Here is a 25,600-nt window from a genome sequence, read left to right as displayed (position 1 = left end):
TAATGGATCGCCTCGACGCCATGTCCCTGTTCGTCGCCACAGCCGAGGCCGGCAGCCTTTCCGCCGCCGCGCGCCGCGCCGGCATCCCGCTGGCGACCGTGAGCCGCAAGCTCTCCGAACTGGAGAAGCACTTGGGGACGCGCCTGCTCAACCGCTCGACGCGACGCCTGACGCTGACCGATGCCGGCCAGTCCTATCTTGCCGCCTGCCGTCGCATCCTCGACGAGGTGAGCGAGGCCGAACGCATCGCGGCGGGCGAATATTCGAGCCCGACCGGCGAGCTGGTCATCACGGCGCCGGTGGTTTTCGGTCGCCTGCATGTGCTGCCGGTGATCACCGGCTTTCTCGCCGTCTATCCGCAGGTGGATGTCCGCCTGAACTTGTCGGACCGGATCACCCAACTGGTCGAGGAGCATATCGATCTGGCGGTGCGCATCGGCGAGCTGCCGGATTCGGCCATGGTCGCGATCCGCGTCGGCTCGATCCGCCGCATCGTCTGCGCAAGTCCCGCCTATCTCGCCATGCACGGCACGCCGAAGAAGCCGCCGGAGCTGGCGGGCCACAACTGCATTACCTTCGAAGGTCTTGCCGCTCCCGCGACATGGAGTTTTGGAGCGGGCAAGACGGAAACCACGGTCGCGGTCCGCTCGCGCCTGCAGGTTAACACGGCCGAGGCGGCGATCGATGCCGCGATTGCCGGCCTAGGCCTGACAAAAGTGCTCTCCTACCAAGCCGATGCCGCCGTGCGCGCCGGCGCGCTGCGGGTGGTGCTGGAGCCGTTCGAGCCGCCGCCCTGGCCGGTGAGCCTTGTCCATGCCGGCCAGGGCCGGGTGCCGGTGAAGCTGCGCGCCTTCCTCGATTTTGCAGCACCGCGCCTGAAGGAACGGCTGGCAGGCTCGTTGTAGGGGCACCGTTCGACCAAGGCGCCGTTTCCTTTTTTGCGCCGCTTGGTGTAACCAACGCACACTTCCTCACGGGCCCTTTGCATGCTCATTATCCGCTCGCTGGCGTTCAACCTCGTCTTCTATCTCAGCCTGATCGTCCAGATGATCTTCTGGACGCCTTTCTATTTCCTGTCGCCGCGCCACCGCGCCTGGTTCGTGCCGAAATTCTGGTCGCGCACCTCGATGTGGCTCTATGACAAGATCGCCGCGACAAAGAGCGAGATCACCGGTATCGAGAACCTGCCGCAAGGCTCCTTCATCCTGGCGCCGAAGCATCAGTCTTTCTGGGACGCGATCGCCTTCTTCCCCTATCTCGACGACGCGCTCTACATCCTGAAGCGCGAACTGACCTGGATCCCCTTCTTCGGCTGGTACATCATGAAGATGCGCATGATCCCGGTCGACCGCGGCAACCGTTCGAGAGCGCTGAAGGCGGTCGTCGTCGCGACCAGGCAAGAGATGAACCGCAATCCGCGCCAGCTCATCATCTATCCCGAAGGCACCCGCCGCCCGCCGGGTGCCGAACCGTCCTACAAATACGGCATCGTCGAGCTCTACACGCAGCTCGGCGTTCCTGTGGTCCCGGTGGCTCATGTCGCGGGACTCTATTGGCCGCGCCGCAAGTTCCTGCGCTATCCAGGCACCGTCAAGGCCCGCTTCCTGCCGCCGATCCCGCCGGGTCTCGGCAAGGAGGAATTCATGCAGCGGCTGATCGGCGAGACCGAGGCCGCCTGCGACCAGATGCTCGTCGAGGCCGCGCAGGCGCCGAACCCGCCGCCCATGCCGCCGACGGCGGTGAAGCGCCTGGCCGAGCTCGGCGTAACCGCCAAGACCTGATCGGCTACCGCAGCGCCGCCAGCAGGGTTGTCAGCACCAGCGTGGCGGCAAACACCAGGTTGATGATCCGCGAGGCCAGCGGATGGCGCAGGACGCGCGCGAACGCTGTTCCGGCAAGCAGCCACACGACGTGGATGGCGACGATCATCGCGGCGAGCACCAGCAGCCGGGTGGAGACGCCGAGCGCATCGGCCTGCGGCGCGGCGCCGGCGAACACGGCGGCGATCGCCACATAGGCTTTCGGGTTGGCGACGGCGAGCATGAAGCCGCCGAGGAAATCGGGCTTCGTCGCCGTGCTCCCTCGCTCCGCCAATGGCGGCGCGGTTGCTATTCTGAAAGCGAGATAAAGGATGTAGGCGGCCGAAAGGATCGCCAGCACCGGCGCCACTCCCGGCACTGAGGTCAGCATGCCGAAGATCCCGCCCGCCACGGCCAGAAGCACGGCGATCGTGCCGAGCACCACGCCAGACGTGTAACCCAGGGAAGGACGCAGACCGAAAGCCGCGCCGACGGCGGTCACGCTGATCGTCGCCGGTCCCGGACTGCCCATGACGATAGCCGCGGCCACGATAAGCGCCAGCACTTGCTGCCAAGGCTGTGCCGCGCCCAGAACGCCACCAGCCATGCCGAACCTCCTCCTGCCGCGATGCGGCAGGACTTAGGAGGGATCGTCATTGCCGTCTTGGACGATCGTGCGAATGCTACGAGCTGGCACGGTCGAGCGCTGCGATGTCGTCCGCCGAAAGCTTGAGCGACGCGGCGCGTATCAGACTGTCCATCTGGGCCGGCGTGGTGGCACTAGCGATGGGCGCGGTGACGCCCGGCCGCGCGATGATCCAGGCCAGCGCCACTTCCGCCTGCTTGGCCGAATGGCGCTCGGCCACGGCATCGAGAGCGGAAAGGATGCGCATGCCACGCTCGTTGAGATATTCGGCGACGTCTTCGCCGCGCGCGCTCTGGCCGAGATCGGCCTTGCTGCGGTACTTGCCGCTCAGGAATCCCTTTGCGAGGCTGAAATAGGTGATGACGCCGATATCCTCCGCCTTGCAGAGGTCGAGTAGCGGTCCGTCGAGCGACGAGCGGTCGTACAAATTGTATTCGGGCTGCAGCACCTCGTAACGCGGCAGGCTGCGCAGGCTGGCGACGTCGAGCGCCGCGCGCAGCTGGCCGGCATCGAGATTGGAGCAGCCGGGATAGCGGATCTTGCCCTTTTCGAGCAGGCGCTGATAGGCGCCGAGCGTTTCCTCGTAAGGCGTGGCCGGGTCCGGCCAGTGTGACAGATAGAGGTCGATGACATCGACCTGCAGCCGCTTCAGCGACGCCTCGACCGCCTTTTCGATATAGGCAGCGGAGAGGTCGCGTTTGCCCTGGCCCATGTCGGAGCCGACCTTGGTGATGACGATGACTTTGTCCCGATTGCCGCGGCTTTTCATCCAATTGCCGATGATCGTTTCCGATTCGCCGCCCTTGTTGCCCGGCACCCAGCGCGAATAGGCATCGGCCGTATCGACGGCGTTGAAGCCGGCAGCGACGAACCGGTCGAGCAGGTCGAAGGAGGTCTTCTCATCGGCCGTCCAGCCGAAGACGTTGCCGCCCAGGACCAGCGGCGCAATGGAAAGGTCGGTGCGACCGAGACGACGTTTCTGCAAGACTGATCTCCGTGGTGCTTGAACGGGCCTGACGCCCAGTGATGGGATGCCGCTAAGCTAGGTCGCGGCCGGTCGAGGTCAAAGGCATGGTTTTGCTTTTTGATCGGACCAGAGCAATTCCAGCAAAGTGCGTCGCGGTTTAGCGTCTGGAATTGCGTAAAAACAAAGAGATAGAGCATTGGAGGCGAAATCATTTCGCCGAAAATGCGCTTCACGAAGACGCGACCCGACGGCCCACTTCCTCCAGCCAATGATCGCGGATGCCGAGCGCCTCGAGGTGCTCGAGCGTGCTCAAGACATAGTCCTCGTTCCGGCCGGATTGGCCGACCGCGCCACGAACGATCCTTGCCGCATGATCGGCATCGAGCGCGCCGGCATATTGCTCATGCTGGCGGTCAACGGTGTAGGCGACCGCCTCGACCGAGCCTTCGCCATCCAGCCGGACATCGAGAATGCGTTCGAGATAGACGCTGGTCACCAATTCCCGTTCGCGCAGATAGGAAAGCACCTCGTCGCGCAAATTGCCGGGAACACGGTAGGCAAGACCGATGCAGGAGCCGCCCCGGTCGAGGCCGAGCACCAGGCCCGGCCGTGCGCGCGTGCCTCGATGCACGAAGGAATAGACGCAAAGCGAGCGGCGATAGCCGTAGAGCCGGGCGCGGCGCGTCTCGACATGGGCAAATCCGGGCCGCCAGATCAGCGACCCATAGCCAAAAACCCAAAAATCGCCCATATCGCCAGGCCTGATCGCATTCGAGTGAACGACACCGCACCGCCAAGGTGTTTCTTCTGTCCCCGTTTGTTTGCGTATTGGTAAATGCCCGCTCGCCGGGGTTAACGAGAGCCGCAGCATGACGTCAAGTGACGAGCGATCGCCCAAACTTCGCCGCCGGCTGTTCTGGCTTGCGGCGTTCGTCCTCGTGTTGTTCGCCATCTACAGCGGTGGCTGGTTCTATCTCGCCGGCAGGCTCAAGACCGAGGCCGACCAGGCGGTGGCGAAGCTGGGCAGCAAAGGCATCTCCGCCGGCTGCGCCAACCTCGCCGTCAGCGGCTATCCGATGAGTTTCACGGTCTCCTGCGACAACATCGCCTATGAGGACGACGCCCGGAAGGTTGCGGCCTCCACCGGAAGCTTCAACGCCGTGGCGGGGATCACCGGACCGCTGTCGCCCGTCGCCGACCTGCGCGGGCCGCTGCGGACGATGGCGCCCGGCGTGCCGCCGCTTTGGATCGACTGGGACCAGCTGCAGGCCAATGTCAAAGTGTGGTGGCCGTTGCCGCGGAGTGTCTCGCTGCGGGCAGAAGGACTGAACGGTCAGACCGATCCGCAAGACGACACGGATCCGATGCAATTGTTCAGCGCCGGCAAGGCGGCCGGCCAGTTGCAGCCGATTGGCCAGGATATCAATTACGTCGGCAGCTTCGGCGACCTGGAGATCAACGCGGATGCCATCGATGGACGTGTGCTGCCGGCGCTGGACGGCAGTGGCGACGTAACGCTGAAGAACGGCGTGGCGCTGATCGCAGCACCGCCGAAGAGCCTGCGCGACCAGTCGATCCAGATTGCCAGGCTCGATTTGTCGTCCGGCACGGCGCGCATCACCCTGTCCGGGCCTGTCTCCGTAGATGCGGAAGGGCTGGTCAACGGGGACCTGACGATCAAGCTCAACGACCCAAAGGCGGTAGCATCTATTCTTGCCGGCGCGATTCCCGAGCATAAAAGCGAAATCGAGCAGGGTTTTTCTGCCATTGCCATGCTTGGCAAGGAACCGTCCTTGCCGCTCAAGATCGTCAAGGGCAAGGCCTCGCTCGGCTTCATCCCGCTCGGCAAGATCAAGCCGCTCGAGTAATGCGACAATGGCGAAGCCGGTCAGACTGCTCAGCGTCGGCGCCTTCACCCTCGACACCATCCTTCGCGTCGAGGCGCTGCCGGCGCATCAGGGCAAGTTCATCGCCAGCGACGGCGTCCAGATCGCCTCCGGCATGGCGACGAGCGCCGCCTGCGCCGCACATCGCCTCGGCGCCGAAGTCTCGCTTTGGGCAAGCGCGGGCGACGATCCGGTCGGCGACCAGCTGATCGCCGACATTCAGGCCGAAGGCGTCGACTGCAGCCTTATCCGCCGCGTTCCCGGCGCGCGATCGGCGCTGGCCGCGATCGTGGTCGATGCGCATGGCGAGCGCATCATCGTCCCCTTCTACGACAAAAAAGCGCAAGCCGATCCCGAGGCGCTGCCGCTTGCCGATCTCTCCGGCTTCGACGCCGTGCTGGTGGATGTCCGCTGGCCGGGCGCTGCGGCGCTCGCCCTGGGCGCGGCCAGATCGATCGGCCGTCCGGCGATCCTGGACGCCGACACCGCGCCCGTCGAGGTGCTGGAGCGGCTCTTGCCATTGGCCTCGCACATCGTCGCGTCGGAACCGGCGGCGCGCATCGTCTGCGGCCATGCGCTCGATCCTGAAAGCGCCTGCGCCGACCTCGCCTCGCGCACCGACGCCTTTGTCGCGGTGACCGGCGGCGGCGCCGGAACCTGGTGGCACGATCGGGCGACCGGGCGCGTGCGCCATGTCGAGGCACCGAAGGTCAAGGCGATCGACACGCTCGCCGCCGGCGACGTCTTCCACGGCGCCCTCGCCGTCGGCCTCGCCGAGGCGATGCCGATGGAGGAAGCCTTGCGCTTTGCCAGCGCCGCCGCCGCGCTCAAATGCCTGCGCTTCGGCGGCCGCCTCGGCGCGCCGGATCGGGCCGAAACGCTGGCGATGATGGCGGCGCACTGGCCGCCATCGCAGCAGACGAAGGAAAACGCCTAGGACTTGGCCGGATGCTCGACGGCCTGCCGGCCGAAATCCGGCACATCGATGTCCTGGCCGGCCTCGATGATCGAGCGGCGGATGGCGCGGGTGCGGGTGAAGAGGTCGAACAGCTTCTCGCCGTCGCCCCAGCGGATCGCCCGCTGCAGCGAGGCCAGATCCTCCGAAAACCGCGCCAGCATCTCCAGGATCGCGTCCTTGTTGTGCAGGCACACGTCCCGCCACATGGTCGGGTCGGAGGCGGCAAGACGGGTGAAGTCGCGGAAACCGGAAGCGGAATATTTGATGACTTCGCTCTTGGTCACCGCCTCCAGATCGTCCGCGGTGCCGACGATGTTGTAGGCGATGATGTGCGGCAGATGCGACACGATCGCCAAGGTCATGTCATGATGCTGCGGGTCCATCGTGTCGATGTTGGAGCCGCAGCGCCGCCAGAATTCCGAAAGCGTCTCGAGCGCGGCGGGATCGCTGCCCGGCAGCGGCGTGAAGATGCACCAGCGGTTCTCGAAGAGATCGGCAAAGCCGGCATCAGGCCCGGACTTTTCCGTGCCGGCCAGCGGATGTCCGGGGATGAAGTGCACGCCTTCCGGCACATGCGGCTCGATCTGCGCGATCACCGAGGCCTTGGTCGAGCCAACATCGGTGAGGATGGCGCCTTTCTTCAGCGCCGGCGCGATCTCGGCCGCGACCTCGCCGGACGAGCCGACCGGAACAGAGACGATGACTAGATCGGCGTCGCGCACGGCTTCGCAAGCATCGGTGCTGTAGGAATCGCCCAGGCCAAGCTCCTCGGCACGCTTCAGCGTCGACTGGCTGCGCGTCGCGATGGCGATACGGCGCGCCAGGCCCTCGCGGCGGACGACGCGGGCAAGCGACGAGCCGATAAGGCCGATGCCGACCAGCGCTATTTTCTCGAACATCGGTGGTGCCATGGTGTTCTAGCTTTTCAGGAAGGTCTTCAGCGCATCGATGACGCCGCGATTGGCTTCCTCGGTGCCGACGCTCATGCGCAGCGCGTTGGGGAAGCCATAGCCGGTGACGCGGCGCAGGATATAGCCGCGCGCGCTCAGATAATCGTCCGCGGCCGCCGCCGAATGTTTCTTGCTGTCGGGAAAATGGATCAGCACGAAATTGCCGACGCTGGGTGTGACGCGCAGGCCAAGCCCGGTCAGCTCGGCGCTGAGCCAGGCTAGCCATTTTTCGTTATGCGCCACGCTGCGCTCGATATGTGCGCGGTCGCGGATCGCGGCGATTCCGGCCTCGATCGCGGTCGCGTTGACGTTGAAGGGGCCGCGAATGCGGTTAATCGCATCGACGATATGCGCCGGCCCATACATCCAGCCGATACGCGCGCCGCCGAGCCCGAGCTTGGAGAAGGTGCGGGTCATCACCACGTTCTCGGAGCTGCCCGCCAACTCAATGCCGGCCTCGTAGTCGTTGCGCCGCACATATTCGGCATAGGCGGCGTCGAGCACCAGGAGCACGTTCTTCGGCAATGCCGCGTGCAGCCGGCGCACCTCCTGGAACGGCACATAGGTGCCGGTCGGATTGTTGGGATTGGCGAGGAACACGATCCGCGTCGCCGGCGTCACCGCGGCAAGGATCGCATCGACATCGGCGCGCTCCTCGGTTTCCTTCACCGCGACCGGCTTGGCGCCCGCCGCCTGGATATAGATCTTGTAGACCATGAAGGCGTGCTCGGTGAACACGGCCTCGTCGCCCGGCGCGAGATAGGTCTGCGCCAGCAGGCCAAGGATCTCGTCGGAGCCGTTGGAGCAGATGATGTTGGCCGGGTTCAGCCCATGCACCTCGGCGATGGCCTCGCGCAGCCGCCGCGCCGTGCCGTCGGGATAGACGTCGAGCTTAGCCGCCACCTCGCGCGCGGCCTCGATCGCCTTCGGCGAAGGCCCGAGCGGGTTTTCGTTCGACGACAGCTTGTAGACTTTCGTCACGCCGGCCGGCGCGGTGCTTTTTCCCGGCACATAGGCCTCGATGTCCATAATGCCCGCGCGGGGCGTCGGACGGGGCTGATCCTGCTTCATGTCACAAATCCGTCGAGAAGGCCTCCAAGGCCGCAGCGGAAATACAGGCCACGGGCCGGAATGTCGAGTGCCGACGCCTTGTGTGTGCGGACCGCCGCGAGGACGCTACCCGTTGACGAAGCGCGGCACTGGTCCTAGAAGGGCTACCAGACTTCCGTGGTGATTTGGCCGGTCGGCTTGCAGCCACGTTAAACAACTCGCTAAAGGGCCGTTTGCAACCTGTAACCGGCTTTGCGACGGCAATGCCGGTTTTTTATTGTCCGCCGCCGGCCGGACACCGCTTCGGACGAGACCGTTGCGGCACAGGATGAGGACGGACATGGCCGCTCAGCGCGCTGCAAGAACCAAGGACGAGGTCGACCATCCGTCGAGCCCGGTGCTGCAGTTCGGCCCGGACAAGCCGCTGAAGCTCGATGCCGGCACGCTGCTCTCGCCTTTCCAGATCGCCTACCAGACTTACGGCACGCTCAACGACGCGCGCTCCAATGCCATCCTCGTCTGCCATGCGCTGACCGGCGACCAGCACGTCGCCAACACCAATCCGGTGACCGGCAAGCCGGGCTGGTGGGAGGTGCTGATCGGCCCTGGCAAGATCATCGATACCAACCGTTTCTTCGTCATCTGCTCCAACGTCGTCGGCGGCTGCCTCGGCTCGACCGGCCCGGCCTCGACCAACCCGGCGACCGGCAAGCCCTACGGGCTCGACCTGCCGATCATCACCATCCGCGACATGGTGCGCGCGCAGGCGATGCTCATCGATCATTTCGGCATCGAGAAACTGTTTTGCGTGCTTGGCGGCTCGATGGGCGGCATGCAGGTGCTGGAATGGGTCGCAAGCTATCCGGAGCGCGTGTTCTGCGCGCTGCCAATCGCCACTGGCGCCCGCCATTCCTCGCAGAATATCGCCTTCCATGAGGTCGGCCGGCAGGCCGTCATGGCTGATCCCGACTGGCATGGCGGCAAATATCTCGATTTCGGCAAGCGGCCGGAAAAGGGGCTCGCCGTCGCGCGTATGGCCGCCCACATCACCTATCTTTCGGAAGCAGCACTCCACCGCAAGTTCGGCCGCAATTTGCAGGACCGCGAGGCGCTGACTTTCGGCTTCGACGCCGATTTCCAGATCGAGAGCTATCTGCGCCACCAGGGCATGACCTTCGTCGACCGCTTCGACGCCAATTCCTACCTCTATCTGACCCGCGCGATGGACTATTTCGACCTTGCCGCAGATCACGGCGGGCGCCTCGCCGACGCCTTCGCCGGAACCAAGACGCGCTTTTGCCTGGTTTCCTTCACCAGCGACTGGCTGTTCCCGACCGAGGAGAGCCGCTCGATCGTGCATGCGTTGAACGCGGCGGGCGCTTCCGTCTCTTTCGTCGAGATCGAGACCGACCGCGGCCATGACGCCTTCCTGCTCGACGAGCCGGAGCTGTTCGCGGCCATCAACGGCTTCATCGCCTCCGCCGCCCGCGCCAGGGGGCTCAGCGCATGACCCCGAACCGAAGGTCGGCGAACGCAAAAACTTTCAGGCTTTTCGGGCGGGGATCATGCGCCATGCAGGAGGCGAAGCCATGAGCGTCAATCGCGCCCAGCGCGTCGACCTCGAGGTCGTCACCGATCTCATCCCGCCCAATTCGCGCGTGCTCGATGTCGGCTCGGGCGACGGCGTGCTTCTGGAACTGTTGCAGGGGACCAAGCAGGTCGACGGCCGCGGGCTGGAACTGTCGCAGCGCGGCGTCAACGAATGCGTGGCGCGCGGGCTGTCGGTTATCCAGGGCGACGCCGACACGGATCTGAAATTCTACGCCGATAAGGGCTTCGACTTCGTCGTGCTCTCGCAGACGCTGCAGGCGACGCGCAACCCGAAGGTCGTGCTCGACGAACTGCTTCGGATCGGCAACCGCGCCATCGTCTCCTTCCCCAATTTCGGTCATTGGCGCGTGCGCTTTTCGCTGCTGATCAAGGGCAGGATGCCGGTCACCAAGGACCTGCCCTACTCCTGGTACGACACGCCCAACATCCATTTCTGCACCATCCGCGACTTCGTCAATCTGTGCGAGGAGCTCGGCGCGACCGTCGAGAAGGCCACCGCGCTCGACGCCAACGGTCAGAAGATCGGCCTGTCGATGCCCTGGTGGTTCTGGAATTTCTTCGGCCAGCAGGCGGTGTTTTTGTTGAGGCGCTGAAGGTGCGGCGCCAATTCCACAAATCTGATGGATACCCGCTAACCAAGCACATCCGTAGCCTTGTGCGGATGCTCGACGCCGTCGACGAAGATCACGTCGGACAGTGAATTCTCGGTGCGCAGCGAAAGGATCGCCTGATAAGCCGGCGAATTGTACCAATCCCGCACATGCTGCCTGTTGGGGAATTCGATGACGATCAGGTGCCCGGGCCAGCTGTTCTCGACCACCTCGACATCGCCGCCATGGACAATGAAACGCCCGCCGAATGGCATCAGCGTGGCGTCTATCTTCTCAAGATACTCGATCATCCAGGGACCCGGCGTGACTTGGCGCATATGGGCAACGGCGTAAGCGGTCATGGTCCTGCTCCTCGTTGGATTGAAGCCGATCGGCCGGCCTCGTGGGATCACCATGCGGGAACCAGGTAGTTCGGTCGATTACCTCGGAGGTCATCGGGATAGGCCGTCGCTTGGACCTGCTGGCGCCCGGGCGGTCTGATCGCCTTCTTGACGCGGTCGCGGACGGAGAACCGCTCCACACTTTCCGTCAGGAACTGCGTGAAAGCAAAGAAATAGAGCCGTTTCGGTGAAACAGTGAAACACCCTAGGCTTCAGTGGATTCCTTCTTGCGGCGCGCCGCCGGAGGCGGCGGTTCGATCGCCCCGGCCCTGACGCGCACGGGTTTCAGCGCCGGGGCGCCGGAATCCTTGACGATGTTCAGCGAGCGCGGAAAAAACTCATCGTTGTGCTGACCGCGCCCGATATTGACGATCGCAGTTTCGGGCAGACGCTTCTGCAGCATGGCAAGCACGCGCCGCAAAGTCGGGCCGTCGAACGCGTCGAGGGCTTCGTCGATGATCACCCATTTCGGCTTGCGTATGGCGAGCCTGGCGAAAGCCAGCGCCCGTTGTTCGTCATCGCCGAGCTCACGCTCCCACCGCCCGGGATGGTCGAGGGAGGTTGCCAGCCGATCGAGGCCGACCTCGCCAAGCACTGCAGCAATCTCGGCATCGCTGGCCGGGGCCTGGCCGTTCGGATGGTCAAGGACCTCGCGCAACGTGCCGGCCGGGAAATACGGCACGCGCGGCACGAAGATGGGGGTCTCGCCGGCCGGCAGGCCGATCCGGCCGTTCCCCCATGGCCACAGGCCGGCAATGGCGCGGAAGAACAATGTCTTGCCGGCGCCCGGCTCGCCGGTGATCATGACACGCTCTCCGGCGTGGATTTCGACATCCGTCTGCGCAAGCTTGGTGCAGCCTTCGGGCGAAGCCACTTCGAGCCTTTCGAAGGTCAGGCTGCCATTGGCGTTTTCGACGAACTGGATGCGTTTTTCCTTGTGGTGCAGCGCATCGGTCTCGGTGAGCGCAATGCGGAAATCGGCCACGCGCATCAGCGTCGCGCGCCAATCGGCGATGCTGCCGATGTTGTTGATGAACCAGCGCAGGGACGAATGGACCTGGTTGAAGGCGCCGACCGCCATCATCAGCCCGCCGAACGAGATGTCGCCTGAGAAATAGACCGGCGATGCAACCAGGATGGGCGCCACGACCGTTATCCAGCCATAGGTGTCGGTCACCCAGGACAGGTTGATCTGCGCGGTAAAGATGCGCCGCATGGCGCCGAGCACCGTGCCGAGGTCAAGCTCCAGCCGGCGCCGGGCATCGGGCTCGCCATGGTAGAGCGCGATCGCGTCGACATTCTCGTTGACCCGCACCATGGACGAGCGCAGTTCCGCTTCGCGGGTATAGCGCTCGCTGTTGAGGCCGATCAGCGGGCGCCCGACCAGCCAGCTTAGCCAGGAGGCGATGCCGGCATAGAGGAAGGCCGCCCAGACCATATAGCCCGGTATCGCCAGCGAATAGCCGCCGACATGGAACACGAAGCCGGAAGACAGCTCCCACAGCACGCCGATGAAGGAGACAAGCAGGATGAAGGACTGCAGCAGGCCGACGCCGAGATCCGTCGACAGATCCGACAAGTGAGCGGCGTCCTGCTGCATGCGCTGGTCGGGATTGACGCCGATGGCGCCGGCATTGGCCAGCCGGAAGGCCCGCGCCGGGCGCATCCATTGATCGATCAGGTCGAGCGTCAGCGCCTCGCGCAGCCTCAGACGGATCATCTGGTTGAGCCAGGTCTGGCCGATATTGAGCACCAGAAGGCCGCCGGCGATCATCGCGAAGACCAGAAGCTGGTGCAGGAAGGCCGTCATGTCGCGCCGGGCCAGCGCATCGTAGAAAGGCTGGTTCCAGCGATTGAGCAGGACCTGTCCGATCGAGGTGGCGACGATGACCGCGACAATACCGATGGAGACCCAGGCAAGTTGCCTGCGCACCGGCGAGGATTTCAGCCCCAGCTTGATCGTCGCCACCTGGTCGGCGAGGCTGCTCGCCTCCACCGAGACAACGGGTTTCTGCGGCCCCGGCTTTTTATTGGTCTGGTCGTCCATAAAGGATATTCCTGGTTTCCGCTGCGGCCATGATTACCGCCAAGCGAGCACGCCTTAGATCGGCATGCCTCAGATAGGGTGACGATTGTCGCGCGATGCAAGGCGCGGCGATCACGAACGCGTCACTTGGCCAGGCGCGCCGCCAGTCGCATGCCGGCCAAGCCGCGTTGCTCCCTGCGGCGAGAAGACCGGCACGAAGACGCGGCGAGACGCGCGCTGCACCACCGGTACGCCCTGATAGAGCCGCTTCTGCGCCTCGACGACAATGACGCCGGAAAAGATCGGCCAGAACCGCCGGCCGGCTTTTTCTAGCACATTGTGGAACCGCATCAGGAAACGCCGCGGCGACGGCGGGAAGAACAGCGCGTCGCTCCAGCTCGCCGGGGTGAAGTTCGCCTCGCGCAGCAACTCGGTCAGCTGGCCGCGCGAGAACGGCCGGCCGTTGCCGAAGGGCGTGTGCTCGAAGCGCGCCCACACGCCGCGCCGGTTGGGCACGACGATGACGACCCTGCCCGCCGGCGACAGCACGCGCCAGATCTCGTTCAGCGTCTCGCGCGGATTTTCGGCATGTTCGAGCGAGTGCACCAGGAGCATGCGGTCGATGCAGGAATCGACCAGCGGCAGTTCCTCGTCGAAGACCAGCGCCGTCGCCGCCGGCCCCGATGCCGGCCACACTACCGCGCCTTGCGTAGCCGGCATGAAGGCGAAGACGCGCTCGGCATCGGTGCCGAAGCGCTCCAGCCAGGGCAGCGTGTAGCCGAGGCCGACCAGCCGCTCGTTGGGCACGGTCGCCCATATGGACGACAGCGCCATGGTGATCGAATGCTCGGCCAGGCGGCCGAGTGTGGACGAGTAGAAGGAGCGCAGATCGACGATATCCGAATGCATGCGCGCGACGGTAGCTGCGAAGCCTGCCAAGTTCAACAAAGGCGCCCAGCTCAACAAACGCGGATGACATCGGCCGCCGCTCGCCCTATGTCTGCGACGACAAATGGAGGACATGCGATGCCGGTCGAAATCGAGCAGTTCATGTGCCGCACCGACAATTTCGGCGTGCTGGTTCACGATCCGAAAAGCGGACAAACGGCGATCATCGACGCGCCGGAAGAGGCGCCGATCCTGGCGGCGATCAAGCGCACCGGCTGGACGCCGACTTTGATCCTCACCACTCACCATCACGCCGATCATGTCGAAGCCAATCTGGCGCTGAAGGAGCGCTTCAAATTGCGCATCGTCGGCCCGGAAGCCGAAAAGGCGAAAATCCCCGGCATCGACGAGACGGTCAGCCAGGGCTCGGTCGTGCGCCTTGGCGAGGAACGAATCGAAGTCATCGAGACGCCCGGCCATACCGCCGGCCACGTCTCCTATTATCTGCCTGCCTCGAAAGTGGCCTTCACTGCCGACACGCTGTTTGCGTTGGGTTGCGGGCGCCTGTTCGAATGCAAGCCGCCGGTAATGTATGACTCTTTGAAGAAGCTGGCGGCGCTGCCGGCCGAAACCGCCATCTATTGCGGCCACGAATACACTTTGGCCAATGCCCGTTTCGCGGTGACGGTCGATCCGACCAACCCGGCGCTGAAGCAGCGCGCGGCGAGGATCGAAGCGCTGCGCGCCGACAACAAGCCGACATTGCCGACGACCATCGGCGAGGAATTGTCGACCAACCCGTTCCTGCGTTGGCACGACCCGGCGATCCGCAAGCATCTCGGCATGGAGAAAGCCTCGGACGCGGAGGTGTTCGCCGAGATCCGCAAGCGCAAGGATAATTTTTGATACATGTCGTCCGAAAGTGCGCAGCGGTTTTGGGATAACGACATGCCTCAAGACAAAGAATGCGAATGACGACCAGCGCCGCCGAGATCATCGCAACGCTAGGCCTTCACCCGCATCCCGAAGGCGGCTGGTACGCCGAGACGTTTCGCGATGCCGCGGGCGGCCCGCGCGGTCATTCGACCGCGATCTATTTCCTGCTCGAGCAGGGCCAGCTTTCGGCCTGGCACCGGGTGAAGGACGCGGCCGAGGTCTGGCATTTTTATGCCGGCGCGCCGCTGGCGCTGTCGATGCATGAGGACGGCGCGGGCGCCGTCATCGAGCAGGTGCTTGGCACGGCCCTTGCCGCCGGCGAGCGGCCGCAGATCGTCGTGCCGGCCGGCTGGTGGCAGTCGGCGCTCAGCCTCGGCGAATGGACGCTGGTCGGCTGCACCGTGGCGCCGGGCTTCGATTTCGCCGCTTTCGAGCTGGCCGAGCCGGGCTGGCAGCCGAAAACCGCTTAACCGAGCAGGAAACCTAGCGTGATCGCCAGTTGGGCCGCGTAATAAAGCATCCAGACGGCGTAGCGCATCCACAGGCGATGCGGCGAGATCGCCGCGAGCAGGAAGCGCTCGGCTGCCAGCAGCCCGTCCGAGGCGATGAACAGCACAGCGCCGGCTATCACCCAGAGAGCATTTGTCGTGAGCGACGAAATACCCATGGCGAGGATGGCCGCGACATAGACGGCGACGGGCGCGCGCAGTTGCGGGCCGACGCGGCGCCAGAGCGCGGCAAGCATGACGATGCTGAAGGCGGCCATGGCGAGCGCAATCGCGCCGCGCTAGGATTCGGCGCTCAACAGGCCGAGCCCGCCGCCCGCCTGCGAAAACAGCGCGACATAGGCGATGTGGCCGGCGAGAAAGCTCGCCAGCCCGCCGAGAAAGGCCTTTTCGCCGTCGCGCGACAGGAAGGCGTCGCCGGCCGCGCTGAGTGCCAGCGCCGCGACCAACAGCAGTGGACCGCCCTGCATGGCGGCAAGCACGGCCAGCAAAGCCACGGCAAGCGTCTTTGCCGCCGTGCGCGTCCATTTCGGCGGCATGTCGAGCGCAAAGGCGTAGATCACGGCCGCGACGAACGAGAACAGCAGCGTCGCGTTGGCGTTGGCCTCGACGCCGCCGGAAAACGGCATCATGCGTTGACCTCCTTGGCCGGCTTGCGCATCAGCAGCGACTTCGCCGCAAGCGCGGCGCCCCCGGTGATGAGCACGCAAGCCGCGAGGATGCGCAGCGACGGCTCGGCGACGCCGGCACCGATCAGCACCAGCGTCGACAGAAGCGGCGCGGCATAGCTCGCCGCGCCCAGCACCTGGATGTTGCCGCGCTTGACGCCAATGTCCCAGGCATAGAAGGCTGCGCCCACCGGCATTAGGCCGAGCCCGATGACGGCCAGCCACTGTCCAGGACCATCCGGCAGCACCGTCTTCTCAAGCAGCAGGTGGCAGGCCAGCGACAGCACCGACGTCGCGGCGCAGAACCAGGTGACGATCGAGGTCGGCACCGATGGGAAGCGCCGTGACAAGAGCGAATAGGACGACCACAACAGTGCACAGACGGCGGCCATCGCGTAGCCGAAGGCGTAACGCGCGTCGAAGGCCAGCCCGCCGCCCTTGGTGACGATCAGGAAGGTGCCGGCAAGGCCGAGCAGCGCGCCGACGACATGGTTCCAGGCAAGCCGCTCGCCCGGCATCAGCGCCGAGCCGAGCACGATCAGCAGCGGCCACAGATAGGCGATCAGGCTCGCCTCGACCGCCGGCGCGTTGCGCAGCGCCGTGAAGTAGAAGAAATGATAGCCGAACAGCCCGGCTATGCCGATCACCCAGACCTGCGGCGGGATCTTCTGGTTTCTGTCGACAGCCGGCATCACCAGCCGGGCGGCAAGCCCGACGCAGGTGCCGATGGCGAAGGTGATAGCCGAAAGCAGGAACGGCGGCACCTGGCCCGAGGCGTCCGTGAGCAGCGCCAGCAACGCCCACATGGCGACCGCCGAAAACCCGATCAGTGTTGCGCGCCCCATATTTCCCCCGCCGGCGCGCGGTGGCGCCTGACCTAATTTACCGCCTCGAACCGTCCCGCGCTGATGGTCAGCGGACCGATCTGGGTCCCGACCGTGGCGCGGATTGGCGCATATACGCCGGATTGGCCGAGTGGTGCAAACGTCACCAGCATGCGGCTCTTGTTCTTGAGGAAATTCAACGCTTTGCGGCCCTTGCGATAGCCCGCCACCGGCTCGAAGCCCATTTTGCAGGTAACCGTATCACCCTTGTAGCCGGGCACCGAGATCGAACCCTTGGACGCATAGGTCAAGGTCAGGTCGGCGCGCATCTCGCCGTCATAGAATTTGACCGTGCGCCCGCAGACCTTGTCCGGGCTGTCGGCATGGATGACGGTCGCGGCCATGGGATCGAGCACCGATTTCAGGTCTCCAGCGCCGATCGGGACCCAGTTCTTGGGGTCACGCTCCTTTGGCGCGGGAACGACTTGCGTGGAGGTGACCGTCCCGTTGCTGAAGCGGATGTCGACCATCGAGGCTTTCTTGCCGGACGTATAATCGGCCCTGAATGCCCGCGGCTGCATCTGCTTGCCGGAAATGGTACCTTTCGAAGAAATCGTGCCTTTCGTGTCGTCGAACAGCCTGCCGAGGCCGGCGGCCGAGACGGTGCCGTTGATGGCGTACGTGTCGCCCTCGTAGCGGCTGGAGAAAGTCGCCCTGGCGATCGAAAGTCCGAGATAGGACACCGTATACTCGCCTTTGAAGGACTGCGGCGCCGCGGCGGCGAAGCTCGTTGCCGGCACGGCAAGGGCAAGCAGGGCTGCGAATGCATGAGATGGACGGAGCATGGCGGCTGGCGAATCCCTGGCGGTTCGGCCGGAACGCAACGGCTCCAGCCTGGCATATCCCTTCGCGAAGGGCTTATAGTGCGAAATCCGGCCTTTATATGGAGCGCGGATGACGCCTGGCTACGTCCCGGAGCTTGACGCAGTGGTGAAATGCCACTATGGAACGCCAACTTTTCCAAAGGCCGCCTGACCGATACCGCGCGCCGCCTGGCGCGGGCAGAATGGTTTGGCAGGTTTAGAAACTGAAGGTAAGACAAGATGTCCCGCACCTGCGAACTCACTGCCAAGGCAGTCCAGACTGGCAACAATGTGAGCCACGCCAACAACAAGACCAAGCGTCGCTTCCTGCCGAACCTGGTCAATGTGACGCTGATTTCCGAAGCGCTGAACCAGAACGTTCGCCTGCGCATTTCGGCCAACGCGCTGCGTTCGGTCGAGCATCGCGGCGGCCTCGACGCCTTCCTGGCCAAGGCCGATGTCAAGGAACTGTCGCGGCGCGCGCGCCTGCTCAAGAAGCAGATCGCCAAGAAGCTTGCCGAGCAGTCGGCCGCTTAAAACAGCTTTCAGGCGGGGGACGACCGCCTCGGGCACCGGCCAGACCGGTGCTCGGAATGTGAGCGAGCGTCGGCATGACGCTCCGCTGGTTCCATCACCCAGGATAAAAAAATGAATTTCCTGACGCGATATTCGCCCTTCGTGGCCGCCATGGCGCTTGTCGTCGTGGCGTCGAACATCCTCGTGCAGTTCCCGATGCAGGGCGAGATCGGCGGCCTGTCGCTGGCCGACCTGCTCACCTGGGGCGCCTTCACCTATCCGTTCTCCTTCCTGGTCACCGACCTCGCCAACCGCCGCTATGGCCCGGCCGTGGCGCGCAAGGTGGTGTTCGTCGGCTTCATGACGGCGGTGACCTGCTCGATCCTGATCCCGCCCTTCCTGTTCCGCCATGGTCTGATCGAGTTCGAGACCGCCGCCGACCGGCTGGTGCGTATCGCCGCCGCTTCCGGCGCCGCCTTCCTCACCGCGCAATTGCTGGACGTCACCGTCTTCAACCGCCTGCGCCGGCAGAGCTGGTGGCGCGCGCCGATCGTCGGCACGCTGGTCGGTTCGGTGTTCGACACGGTCGTCTTCTTCGGCGTCGCCTTCTCCGCCGCCTTCGCCTTTGCCGGCCCCAATGACGGCTTCGCGCTGGAGACCGCGCCGCTGATGGGCGTGCTGCCGGTCGAGACCATGCGCTGGGTGTCCTGGGCCCTTGGCGACCTTTCGGTGAAGCTCATCATCGCTGTCGTGGCGCTGATCCCCTACCGGCTGCTCGCCGCGCGCTGGAGCCAGCCGGCGGTCGCAGTCTAGGCCATGAACCCAGCAAGTGAAATCAGGCCGTGATCCCCTGGATTCAGCTTGATTCTGCCCGCACGCCCGATGGCGGCCAGGAACTGCGCCTTAAACGGCGCGGCGCTGAATTCTCGATCATGCTTGGCACCAACGAGCTGATGAACAGCCGCCTCAGCGGCTCCGAGGAAGCGCTGGCCAGGCTTTCCTGCGAGCGGATCGCCGGCCGCAAACGGCCAAGCATCCTCATCGGCGGGCTCGGCATGGGCTTCACCTTGCGCACCGCTCTCGCCGCGCTCGATGGCGATGCTGCCGTAACCGTTGCCGAACTCGTCCCCGCAGTCGTCGCCTGGGCGCGCGGCCCTATGGCGGGAATCTTCGACGGCTGCCTCGACGACCCTCGCGTCACCATTCGCGAGACCGATGTCGGCCAATTGATACGGGCGGAGAAAGCCGCCTGGGACGCCATCTTGCTCGACGTCGACAATGGTCCCGAAGGCATCGTCTACAAGGGCAATGACGCGCTCTATGGCGCGGTCGGCTTGGCGGCCGCGCGGGTCGCCTTGACGCCCGGCGGCGTCCTGGCGGTCTGGTCGCAGGGGTCGGACAGCGGCTTCACCCGGCGGCTGAAGCAGGCGGGCTTCGCGGTCGAGGAGATCAGCACGCGGGCCAACGGCAAGCGCGGCGCCCGCCACGTCATCTGGGTTGCTACCAACCAGGCCTGACGCTTTCAGCCACAGCCGCAGCGGCTTTACGCTTTGTTACGCCCGATGATGCAGGATCGCGGAAATTCTCCAGAGTGGTCCGCCGTTTCACGGAAATGGCGAACCACTCTATCTCTTTGGTTTGACGCAATTCCTGACGGAAAACCGTGGCACACTTTTCCTGGAATTGCTCTAGGGCATCGCGACCAGCATGACCGTGCAAGGCACCGGTTGGAAAAACGATCTGCTGCTTGCGTTATGCGCCACGCTGGTGGTGCTGGCGATCAACGCCGTTTCCGGCTTCCCCACCCTTGCCAACTACGGCGCCGACAATGACAGCATGCTGCGGCTGGTCGAGGTTCGCGACCTGCTCGGCGGCCAAAGCTGGTTCGATCTTCATCAATACAGGATGGGCACCTCGGGCGGCTTCGTCATGCATTGGTCGCGGCTTGTCGACACGCCGCTCGCGCTGATCATCATCGCCTTCGATGCGCTGGGCGCCAGCACGGCCGCTGCCGAACGCGCCGCGCAGATCATCTGGCCGACTCTCCTCTACGGGTTGAACATATTCGTGCTCATGCGCGCCTCGCAGCGCTTCGCCGCTGCGAATGTCGCGATGCCGGCAATCATCCTGTCGACGGCGGCGCTGTTCTTCCTGGTGATCTACAGCCCGGGGGTGATCGATCACCACAACGTCCAGCTGTTGCTGACCGCGGCCAGCCTCTGGCTCCTGATGGAAGCGCCCTCCTGGCGGCCCGCTGCCCTTCTGTCGGGCATTTGCGCCGGCCTGACGCTCGCCGTCGGCATGGAGACCGCTCCTTATGTGGCGGTGCTCGGCATCTGCGCCGCTGTCCTGTTCATCCTCGACGACAAGGAGCGCGTCACGGCACGAGGCTTTGGCTTCGGATTTGCCGGCATCGCCTCCTTGGTTTTCGTGGCGACCATCCGGCCCGCCGACTGGGGCGCGGCCCAATGCGACGCCTTCTCGTCCTTCCAGTTCGCAGTAGCAGCGCTGTCCGGCTTCGGCCTCGCGATCGCGGCTGCATTGACCGCGTCGACACCCCGGGCGCGGCTGGTTTCAATGTTGGCGCTTGCGGTGGCGGTCGCGGCCGCCATGGTGCTGTTCTTCCCGCAGTGCCTGGCATCGCCCTATGCGGGCATGGACGAGCGCATCCGCACCTATTGGCTGGCCGACGTGATCGAAGCGCAGCCCTTCTGGAGCGTCGCCATCCACCAGCCGAAGCTGATGGCGGCGCGCTATGTGACGCCCTTCATCGCGATCCTGCTGATCGGTTTTCGGTTGCGAAGCCGTGGCTTGCGCCGCGAGGAGACGCTCGCCGCCATCCTGCTCCTCGTTGCCTTCGTCGTCAGCCTTTGGCAGGTGCGCGGCTCGACCTTCTCCGTCGCCTTCGCAATATTGCCGCTCTCGGCCTGGATCGCGAAAATCCGCCTGCGGGCGGACGCCGCGCCGTCATGGCGCCTTTCCACCGGCATCGTCATGGCGTGGCTGGTCTCGCTGAACGCGACCTGGACCGGGGTCGCGATAGCGGCGCAGTCCATGGTCCACACGGCGCCGCAGCGGATCAATTCCGATCCCGACCATGCCGTGACCTGCGGCAAGCCGGGCGACTTCCGCGATCTCGCCGCCATGCCGGCGACGACCGTGCTTGCCTCGTCCAATCTCGGCTCGGGAATATTGGTGTTCACCGGCCACCGGACGCTGGCCGGCCCTTACCACCGCAATGTCGGCGGCAATTTGGCCATGCTCGACGCCTTCATGGGAGCCCCGGACGCCGCCCGCGCCGTCATCGAGCGCGAGCATGTTGGCCTGATCGCGATCTGCCGCGGCAACACGGAAGAGATATCGCTGGGCCTGGACGCGCCGGATGGCCTTGCCGCGGCGTTGCTGCGGGGCGACCTGCCGGAATGGCTCGAACTGGACCAGTCGACGGCGGGAAAGCCGATCGAGATTTACAAGGTCCGTTGAATATCAGCCTGCAACGATATCAGCATCGTCGACCGCGCCCCTCGCAACCTGCTTGCTTTGAGCTGATGCAACTTCACTTCGTGATTTAGAAAATCGCGATCGAAATCAGTTCCGTGGTCGTTGCAATCCAGCCTGTGCTTTGGTTAGCATTTCGCTTGGGCGGCGATATATGTGTTCAAGCATTTGGATTCACGGTTTTCGGGGAGAGAATATCCATGTCGGCCATAGACGGCGCGTTGGCGCCAGCATCAGCCACACAAACGCTGCAGCATGTAGTCTCCCACATGGTGGATGCCGTGAACCGCGCCGCCTTTGTGGAAAAGCCTTTCTGGCATCTGGAAATGACCGATGTTTTCCCGGCGGACCTTTATCGGCGCATGCGCGCCGCTATGCCGGAGGCGCGCGAATATCGCGCGCTCAAGGGGCGCAACAATGTGAATATCAAGGCTGACGGCACCGCGACGCGGATCAAGATCGACCTCTACCCCGAATATATCCGCCATCTGCCCACCGAAAAGCGGGCCGTCTGGGCCCTGGTCGGCAAGGCATTGCATGCGCCGGAACTGAAGGACGCGTTCATGCGCCGCCTTGCCCCGGGCCTGGAGCGCCGGTTCGGCTCGGATTTCATGAAGGTCGGCATGTATCCGGTGCCGATGCTGACGCGCGATGTGGCGGGCTACAAGATCGGTTTCCACACCGACACGAAATGGAAGGGCATCACGGTCCAGTTCTACCTGCCGGAGGACGACTCGATCAACCATATCGGCACCCGCTTCGCCGAGCGCATGCCGGACGGGCGTTTCGAGAATTCGCATCGGATGTCGTTTTCGCCGAATACAGGCTACGCCTTTGCGGTCGGCACCGACACTTGGCACGCGGTCGACACGGTCGGACCGGAGGTCCGCACCCGCGACAGCATCCTTCACACTTATTTCGTCGACAACACCGCGACGCTCAAAATCCGCAACCGGAGTAAGCGCGCGGCCAATTTCGTGATGAACGAAGTCCGCCACGTCGGCCGGTAATCTCTCGGTGCTCGCCGTCGGCAAGACTGGCTGCATGCCAGCCGATCTTGCTCAGTCCTGGTGCAGGATGAATTCCAAATAGAGGTTCCGCTGCAGGATCGAATGGTTGTCGTCGGACACCAGTGACACCATCAGCGCGCCGTCGTCGCGCGTCCAGACGTCCAGCCCTTCCATATTGTCGATCTGGTAGCCCATGTCGGCCTCCATCAGCACCGGCCCGTCGGCGACCGCACCCTTCGCGACGCTTTCGCCATAGATGCGCCGCAGCCGCATCTTCACGCCGCGGGCAATCGAGAAGCTGCGCTCCAGAAGCAGCAGATCGCCGTCCGGCAGGAAGGCGCCGTCGGTTATGTCGAAATCGCCGTCGCGCCTGACGGTGAAGACGCCCTTATGCGGCCCCTCGATGACAGCGGCGTAGACATTGCCTGCCTTGTCGAGGCTCCGCTCCGAAACCACGACAAGGCTGCCGGCGTGTTGCCCATAAGAATTGGCGTGGGTGACGGTCTCAAAGCCGCGGTTCTGGCGCAGCTCCTCGGCGGGGACCTGATAATCGAGCTGCCTGACCGGGGCTTTCATATTGTCGGGATCGATCTTGAACTGGGCGACGCGCTGGTCGCGCTCGAAGCTGACGGTGGCAATGCCGTCCTTGACCGCGAGCCCCTCCGCATCGACCTCCCATTTCCGGTCGATCGGGCGGCCCGAGGCGTCGACCATCTGCTGCATGCGGAAATTCGTCACAGCCGACGGTCGCTTGCCGGCGTCATGCGTGATCGTGCCGAAGAACCAGAAACCGGTGTCGGCGACACCGATGAAATCCTCGCCCGGCTTCAGGAAGCGAAAGGCCGACAGCGCGCCGAAATCGCGCGTCGGCGAGGTCATCTCCAGCCCGCCGACGAATTCGAGCGGCCCGAACCGCGTCTCGTCGCGGCCGATGTGGACCTGGCTGATCGGCCGCGCCGAGATCTCGACCGTCTCGACGGGAGTCCCCGCGGCGGCAATGGCCGGCGAGGCGCAGGCCAGCACGCAGGCGAAAAGCGTCCGCCGCGCACGCCCCCTTGAAAAGCTCATCCGGCGCGCCGCAGGCCGCCGCGCCTTGTGTCGCGCGCGCTTTCCTCGCCGAACAGCGATGCGAGCTGCTCGGTCATGGCGCCGGCCAGTTCCTCGGCATCGACGATGGTGACCGCGCGGCGATAATAGCGCGTGACGTCGTGGCCGATGCCGATCGCCAGCAGCTCGACCGGCGAGCGCGTCTCGATCAGTTCGATGACCGCCCGCAGATGCCGCTCCAGATAATTGCCCGGATTGACCGAGAGCGTGGAATCGTCGACCGGCGCGCCGTCCGAGATCATCATCAGGATCTTGCGCTGCTCCGGCCGGCCGATCAGGCGGTTATGCGCCCAAAGCAGCGCCTCGCCGTCGATGTTTTCCTTGAGCAGGCCCTCGCGCATCATCAGCCCGAGATTGCGCCGCGCGCGCCGCCACGGATGGTCTGCGGATTTGTAGATGATGTGGCGCAGGTCGTTGAGCCGGCCGGGATTCGGCGGCTTGCCATCCTTCAGCCATTTCTCGCGCGCCTGCCCGCCTTTCCAGGCGCGGGTGGTGAAGCCGAGGATTTCCACCGAAACCCCGCAGCGCTCCAGTGTGCGCGCCAGGATGTCGGCGCAGGTCGCGGCGACGGTGATCGGACGGCCGCGCATCGAGCCCGAATTGTCGAGCACCAGCGACACCACCGTGTCGCGGAACTTGGTATCGCGCTCCTGCTTGAAGGACAGCGGCTGCATCGGATCGATGACGACGCGCACCAGGCGCGCCGGATCGAGATAGCCCTCCTCAAGGTCGAAATCCCACGAGCGGTTCTGCTGCGCCATCAGCCGGCGCTGCAGCCGGTTGGCGAGCCGCCCGACGACGCCGGAGAGGTTAGCCAGCTGCTTGTCGAGGAAGGCGCGCAGCCGGTCGAGTTCCTCTTCCTCGCAAAGGTCCTCGGCGCCGACCGTCTCGTCGAAGGCGGTGGTGAAGACCTTGTAGTCGATCTCTTTCGGCAAATTGAGGAACGGGTTGTCGTTGCGCTTGGCCTCGCCCGGCGTCTCGGCGTCGGAATCGTCCTCGTCGGACAGGTCGTCCGACGTGGCGTCGGTCGCTTCGGTCTCGGCCGACTCTTCCTCGTCGGCGGAGGCTTCGGCATCTTCCGACTGCGATTGCTCGGAGCCTGAATCCTCCTCGCCGCCTTCCTCGCTCTGTTCCTCGCCTTGCTGCTCGTTCTCTTCGTTTTCCTCGGAGTCGTCGGTTTCCTGGTCGTCGCCGAGCTCTTCGGCCATTTCCATGGAAACCAGCATGTCGCGCACGACGCGGGCAAATGCCTGCTGGTCCCCGAGCTTGGCCGACAGGCCGTCGAGATCGGCGCTGGCTTTCTCCTCGATCCAGGGACGCCAGAGGTCGACCAGCCGCTCGCCGCTCTTCGGCACGGGACGTCCGGTGAGCTTTTCGCGCACCATCAGCGCAATTGCCTCTTCGAGCGGAGCATCGGCCTTGTCCCGAACATCGACGAGGTTCGCCTTGGCGTATTTGTCCTCGAGCATCGAGCCGATATTGTCGGCCACGCCCTGCATGGCGCGGCTGCCGATCGCCTCGACGCGGGCCTGTTCGACGGCATCGAAGATAGACCGCGCCAGCTTGCCCTCCGGCGCCAGCTTGTTGTGGATGCGCTGATCGTGGCAGGCGCGTTTCAGCGCCATGGAATCGCCCAGCCCGCGGGTGATCGCGAGGTCATTGCGGGAGGCCTTCTTCGGCAGCTCGGGCAGCCGGGCGCGGTTGCCGGCGAGCGCCGGCCGATCCTTGGCGAAGCCGACCTCGAGGTCCTTGTCGCCGGCGACGGCGCGCATGCACACGGTCACGGCGCGCTTGAAGCTGTCGGCTTCAGACCCGTTCTTCGGCTTGTTGCGCGTGTTGTCGCCCGGACCCGCCATTGATCATTCCCTGCGCGATTCATGCTGAAAGGCTGGAGGCCTTT

Annotated in this window: 25 protein-coding genes, 1 pseudogene and 1 riboswitch; of the genes and pseudogenes, 13 read left to right on the top strand and 13 right to left on the bottom strand. The window is 64.8% G+C overall.

Annotated elements, in window-relative coordinates; translation table 11 throughout:
- Positions 1–2: 2 nt before the first annotated feature.
- Positions 3–905 carry a LysR family transcriptional regulator gene (locus tag LB565_RS24215; protein ID WP_224588434.1) on the top strand — a complete coding sequence of 301 codons (903 nt, stop codon included), beginning with the start codon at positions 3–5 and terminating at the stop codon, positions 903–905.
- An 81-nt stretch (positions 906–986) separates the two neighbouring features.
- Positions 987–1,781, top strand: coding sequence for a lysophospholipid acyltransferase family protein (locus tag LB565_RS24210; protein ID WP_224588433.1), 795 nt, complete (start codon positions 987–989; stop codon positions 1,779–1,781).
- 4 nt (positions 1,782–1,785) lie between these two features.
- Here LB565_RS24210 and LB565_RS24205 read toward each other — a convergent pair whose 3' ends face one another.
- The 3 genes from LB565_RS24205 to LB565_RS24195 form a co-directional block, all read right to left on the bottom strand.
- On the bottom strand, positions 1,786–2,406 hold the full coding sequence (locus LB565_RS24205) for a LysE family translocator (protein ID WP_224588432.1): 621 nt from the start codon (positions 2,404–2,406) through the stop codon (positions 1,786–1,788).
- A 76-nt stretch (positions 2,407–2,482) separates the two neighbouring features.
- Positions 2,483–3,430 carry an aldo/keto reductase gene (locus LB565_RS24200; RefSeq protein WP_224588431.1) on the bottom strand — a complete coding sequence of 316 codons (948 nt, stop codon included), beginning with the start codon at positions 3,428–3,430 and terminating at the stop codon, positions 2,483–2,485.
- Between the two features lie 211 nt (positions 3,431–3,641).
- Positions 3,642–4,163 carry a gamma-glutamylcyclotransferase gene (locus LB565_RS24195; protein WP_224588430.1) on the bottom strand — a complete coding sequence of 174 codons (522 nt, stop codon included), beginning with the start codon at positions 4,161–4,163 and terminating at the stop codon, positions 3,642–3,644.
- 118 nt (positions 4,164–4,281) lie between these two features.
- On the opposite strand from LB565_RS24195, the gene LB565_RS24190 reads away from it, so the two are divergent.
- Together LB565_RS24190 and LB565_RS24185 are read left to right on the top strand one after the other, a co-directional pair.
- Positions 4,282–5,280 carry a DUF2125 domain-containing protein gene (locus LB565_RS24190; protein WP_224588429.1) on the top strand — a complete coding sequence of 333 codons (999 nt, stop codon included), beginning with the start codon at positions 4,282–4,284 and terminating at the stop codon, positions 5,278–5,280.
- Between the two features lie 7 nt (positions 5,281–5,287).
- A complete protein-coding gene (locus LB565_RS24185; RefSeq protein ID WP_224588428.1) occupies positions 5,288–6,235 on the top strand; it encodes a sugar kinase in 948 nt (315 codons plus the stop codon).
- Here the strand turns inward: LB565_RS24185 and LB565_RS24180 are convergent.
- Positions 6,232–7,167, bottom strand: a complete 936-nt coding sequence (locus tag LB565_RS24180) for a prephenate/arogenate dehydrogenase family protein (protein ID WP_224588427.1) — start codon at positions 7,165–7,167, stop codon at positions 6,232–6,234. The two genes, LB565_RS24185 and LB565_RS24180, sit on opposite strands and share 4 nt — an antisense overlap.
- Before the next feature lie 6 nt (positions 7,168–7,173).
- Positions 7,174–8,277 carry a histidinol-phosphate transaminase gene (gene hisC / locus LB565_RS24175; RefSeq protein ID WP_224588426.1) on the bottom strand — a complete coding sequence of 368 codons (1,104 nt, stop codon included), beginning with the start codon at positions 8,275–8,277 and terminating at the stop codon, positions 7,174–7,176.
- A gap of 146 nt (positions 8,278–8,423) precedes the next feature.
- Positions 8,424–8,501: riboswitch (SAM riboswitch) on the top strand.
- 95 nt (positions 8,502–8,596) lie between these two features.
- Between hisC and metX the strand changes: the two genes are divergently transcribed.
- Together metX and metW are read left to right on the top strand one after the other, a co-directional pair.
- Entirely contained in the window at positions 8,597–9,766 is a 1,170-nt protein-coding gene (metX, locus tag LB565_RS24170; RefSeq protein ID WP_224588425.1) for a homoserine O-acetyltransferase MetX, read from the top strand.
- 79 nt (positions 9,767–9,845) lie between these two features.
- On the top strand, positions 9,846–10,460 hold the full coding sequence (metW, locus tag LB565_RS24165; protein ID WP_224588424.1) for a methionine biosynthesis protein MetW: 615 nt from the start codon (positions 9,846–9,848) through the stop codon (positions 10,458–10,460).
- Positions 10,461–10,498: 38 nt separating this feature from the next.
- Here metW and LB565_RS24160 read toward each other — a convergent pair whose 3' ends face one another.
- The 3 genes from LB565_RS24160 to LB565_RS24150 all read right to left on the bottom strand — a co-directional run bounded on the left by LB565_RS24160 (position 10,499) and on the right by LB565_RS24150 (position 13,793).
- On the bottom strand, positions 10,499–10,819 hold the full coding sequence (locus LB565_RS24160) for a DUF1330 domain-containing protein (protein WP_224588423.1): 321 nt from the start codon (positions 10,817–10,819) through the stop codon (positions 10,499–10,501).
- Positions 10,820–11,063: 244 nt separating this feature from the next.
- Positions 11,064–12,905, bottom strand: a complete 1,842-nt coding sequence (locus tag LB565_RS24155; RefSeq protein ID WP_224588422.1) for an ABC transporter ATP-binding protein/permease — start codon at positions 12,903–12,905, stop codon at positions 11,064–11,066.
- Between the two features lie 111 nt (positions 12,906–13,016).
- Positions 13,017–13,793: a class I SAM-dependent methyltransferase gene (locus LB565_RS24150; protein WP_224588447.1), complete on the bottom strand. Its 777-nt coding sequence runs from the start codon at positions 13,791–13,793 to the stop codon at positions 13,017–13,019.
- Positions 13,794–13,910: 117 nt separating this feature from the next.
- Here LB565_RS24150 and gloB point away from each other — a divergent pair, with 117 nt between their 5' ends.
- Complete coding sequence (gloB, locus tag LB565_RS24145) at positions 13,911–14,678, top strand: hydroxyacylglutathione hydrolase (RefSeq protein ID WP_224588421.1); 768 nt, start codon at positions 13,911–13,913, stop codon at positions 14,676–14,678.
- 65 nt (positions 14,679–14,743) lie between these two features.
- Positions 14,744–15,178, top strand: a complete 435-nt coding sequence (locus LB565_RS24140; protein WP_224588420.1) for a cupin domain-containing protein — start codon at positions 14,744–14,746, stop codon at positions 15,176–15,178.
- On the opposite strand, the pseudogene LB565_RS24135 reads toward LB565_RS24140, so the two are convergent.
- The 3 genes and pseudogenes from LB565_RS24135 to LB565_RS24125 form a co-directional block, all read right to left on the bottom strand.
- A pseudogene (locus LB565_RS24135) lies at positions 15,175–15,846 on the bottom strand (lysoplasmalogenase family protein). The gene LB565_RS24140 and the pseudogene LB565_RS24135 sit on opposite strands and share 4 nt — an antisense overlap.
- Entirely contained in the window at positions 15,843–16,727 is an 885-nt protein-coding gene (locus LB565_RS24130; protein ID WP_224588419.1) for a DMT family transporter, read from the bottom strand. The pseudogene LB565_RS24135 and the gene LB565_RS24130 overlap by 4 nt, the downstream one beginning before the upstream one ends.
- 32 nt (positions 16,728–16,759) lie before the next feature.
- Positions 16,760–17,551: a DUF3108 domain-containing protein gene (locus LB565_RS24125; protein WP_224588418.1), complete on the bottom strand. Its 792-nt coding sequence runs from the start codon at positions 17,549–17,551 to the stop codon at positions 16,760–16,762.
- A gap of 258 nt (positions 17,552–17,809) precedes the next feature.
- Between LB565_RS24125 and rpmB the strand changes: the two genes are divergently transcribed.
- The 5 genes from rpmB (at position 17,810) to LB565_RS24100 (ending at position 22,593) form a co-directional block, all read left to right on the top strand.
- Entirely contained in the window at positions 17,810–18,106 is a 297-nt protein-coding gene (gene rpmB, locus LB565_RS24120; protein WP_224588417.1) for a 50S ribosomal protein L28, read from the top strand.
- 111 nt (positions 18,107–18,217) lie between these two features.
- Positions 18,218–18,898, top strand: a complete 681-nt coding sequence (locus tag LB565_RS24115) for a queuosine precursor transporter (RefSeq protein WP_224588416.1) — start codon at positions 18,218–18,220, stop codon at positions 18,896–18,898.
- 29 nt (positions 18,899–18,927) lie between these two features.
- Positions 18,928–19,602, top strand: a complete 675-nt coding sequence (locus LB565_RS24110; protein ID WP_224588415.1) for a hypothetical protein — start codon at positions 18,928–18,930, stop codon at positions 19,600–19,602.
- A 190-nt stretch (positions 19,603–19,792) separates the two neighbouring features.
- The gene (locus LB565_RS24105) at positions 19,793–21,568 is read left to right on the top strand and encodes a GtrA family protein (RefSeq protein WP_224588414.1); all 1,776 of its coding nucleotides are present in this window, start codon (positions 19,793–19,795) and stop codon (positions 21,566–21,568) included.
- Positions 21,569–21,681: 113 nt separating this feature from the next.
- Complete coding sequence (locus tag LB565_RS24100; protein ID WP_224588413.1) at positions 21,682–22,593, top strand: hypothetical protein; 912 nt, start codon at positions 21,682–21,684, stop codon at positions 22,591–22,593.
- A 51-nt stretch (positions 22,594–22,644) separates the two neighbouring features.
- Here LB565_RS24100 and LB565_RS24095 read toward each other — a convergent pair whose 3' ends face one another.
- A complete protein-coding gene (locus LB565_RS24095; RefSeq protein WP_224588412.1) occupies positions 22,645–23,661 on the bottom strand; it encodes an esterase-like activity of phytase family protein in 1,017 nt (338 codons plus the stop codon).
- Positions 23,658–25,556, bottom strand: a complete 1,899-nt coding sequence (gene cobT / locus LB565_RS24090; protein ID WP_224588411.1) for a cobaltochelatase subunit CobT — start codon at positions 25,554–25,556, stop codon at positions 23,658–23,660. The genes LB565_RS24095 and cobT overlap by 4 nt, the downstream gene beginning before the upstream one ends.
- Between the last annotated feature and the right edge of the window lie 44 nt (positions 25,557–25,600).

The organism is Mesorhizobium sp. CA14 (assembly GCF_020165195.1).
Lineage (GTDB): Bacteria > Pseudomonadota > Alphaproteobacteria > Rhizobiales > Rhizobiaceae > Mesorhizobium.
The sequence above is the reverse complement of the archived record's forward strand: the minus strand, read 5'-3'. Positions and strand labels throughout refer to the sequence as shown.

Excerpts from the sequence above, each read along its gene's own strand:
- LB565_RS24160 (WP_224588423.1), bottom strand. The coding sequence starts at position 10,819 with ATGACCGCTTACGCCGTTGCCCATATGCGCCAAGTCACGCCGGGTCCC.
- LB565_RS24130 (WP_224588419.1), bottom strand. The coding sequence starts at position 16,727 with ATGGGGCGCGCAACACTGATCGGGTTTTCGGCGGTCGCCATGTGGGCG.
- LB565_RS24205 (WP_224588432.1), bottom strand. The coding sequence starts at position 2,406 with ATGGCTGGTGGCGTTCTGGGCGCGGCACAGCCTTGGCAGCAAGTGCTG.
- LB565_RS24185 (WP_224588428.1), top strand. The coding sequence starts at position 5,288 with ATGGCGAAGCCGGTCAGACTGCTCAGCGTCGGCGCCTTCACCCTCGAC.
- LB565_RS24095 (WP_224588412.1), bottom strand. The coding sequence starts at position 23,661 with ATGAGCTTTTCAAGGGGGCGTGCGCGGCGGACGCTTTTCGCCTGCGTG.
- LB565_RS24210 (WP_224588433.1), top strand. The coding sequence starts at position 987 with ATGCTCATTATCCGCTCGCTGGCGTTCAACCTCGTCTTCTATCTCAGC.
- metW (WP_224588424.1), top strand. The coding sequence starts at position 9,846 with ATGAGCGTCAATCGCGCCCAGCGCGTCGACCTCGAGGTCGTCACCGAT.
- LB565_RS24215 (WP_224588434.1), top strand. The coding sequence starts at position 3 with ATGGATCGCCTCGACGCCATGTCCCTGTTCGTCGCCACAGCCGAGGCC.
- LB565_RS24195 (WP_224588430.1), bottom strand. The coding sequence starts at position 4,163 with ATGGGCGATTTTTGGGTTTTTGGCTATGGGTCGCTGATCTGGCGGCCC.
- LB565_RS24190 (WP_224588429.1), top strand. The coding sequence starts at position 4,282 with ATGACGTCAAGTGACGAGCGATCGCCCAAACTTCGCCGCCGGCTGTTC.
- rpmB (WP_224588417.1), top strand. The coding sequence starts at position 17,810 with ATGTCCCGCACCTGCGAACTCACTGCCAAGGCAGTCCAGACTGGCAAC.
- metX (WP_224588425.1), top strand. The coding sequence starts at position 8,597 with ATGGCCGCTCAGCGCGCTGCAAGAACCAAGGACGAGGTCGACCATCCG.
- LB565_RS24140 (WP_224588420.1), top strand. The coding sequence starts at position 14,744 with ATGACGACCAGCGCCGCCGAGATCATCGCAACGCTAGGCCTTCACCCG.
- cobT (WP_224588411.1), bottom strand. The coding sequence starts at position 25,556 with ATGGCGGGTCCGGGCGACAACACGCGCAACAAGCCGAAGAACGGGTCT.
- hisC (WP_224588426.1), bottom strand. The coding sequence starts at position 8,277 with ATGAAGCAGGATCAGCCCCGTCCGACGCCCCGCGCGGGCATTATGGAC.
- LB565_RS24115 (WP_224588416.1), top strand. The coding sequence starts at position 18,218 with ATGAATTTCCTGACGCGATATTCGCCCTTCGTGGCCGCCATGGCGCTT.
- LB565_RS24125 (WP_224588418.1), bottom strand. The coding sequence starts at position 17,551 with ATGCTCCGTCCATCTCATGCATTCGCAGCCCTGCTTGCCCTTGCCGTG.
- LB565_RS24150 (WP_224588447.1), bottom strand. The coding sequence starts at position 13,793 with ATGCATTCGGATATCGTCGATCTGCGCTCCTTCTACTCGTCCACACTC.
- gloB (WP_224588421.1), top strand. The coding sequence starts at position 13,911 with ATGCCGGTCGAAATCGAGCAGTTCATGTGCCGCACCGACAATTTCGGC.
- LB565_RS24155 (WP_224588422.1), bottom strand. The coding sequence starts at position 12,905 with ATGGACGACCAGACCAATAAAAAGCCGGGGCCGCAGAAACCCGTTGTC.
- LB565_RS24180 (WP_224588427.1), bottom strand. The coding sequence starts at position 7,167 with ATGGCACCACCGATGTTCGAGAAAATAGCGCTGGTCGGCATCGGCCTT.
- LB565_RS24105 (WP_224588414.1), top strand. The coding sequence starts at position 19,793 with ATGACCGTGCAAGGCACCGGTTGGAAAAACGATCTGCTGCTTGCGTTA.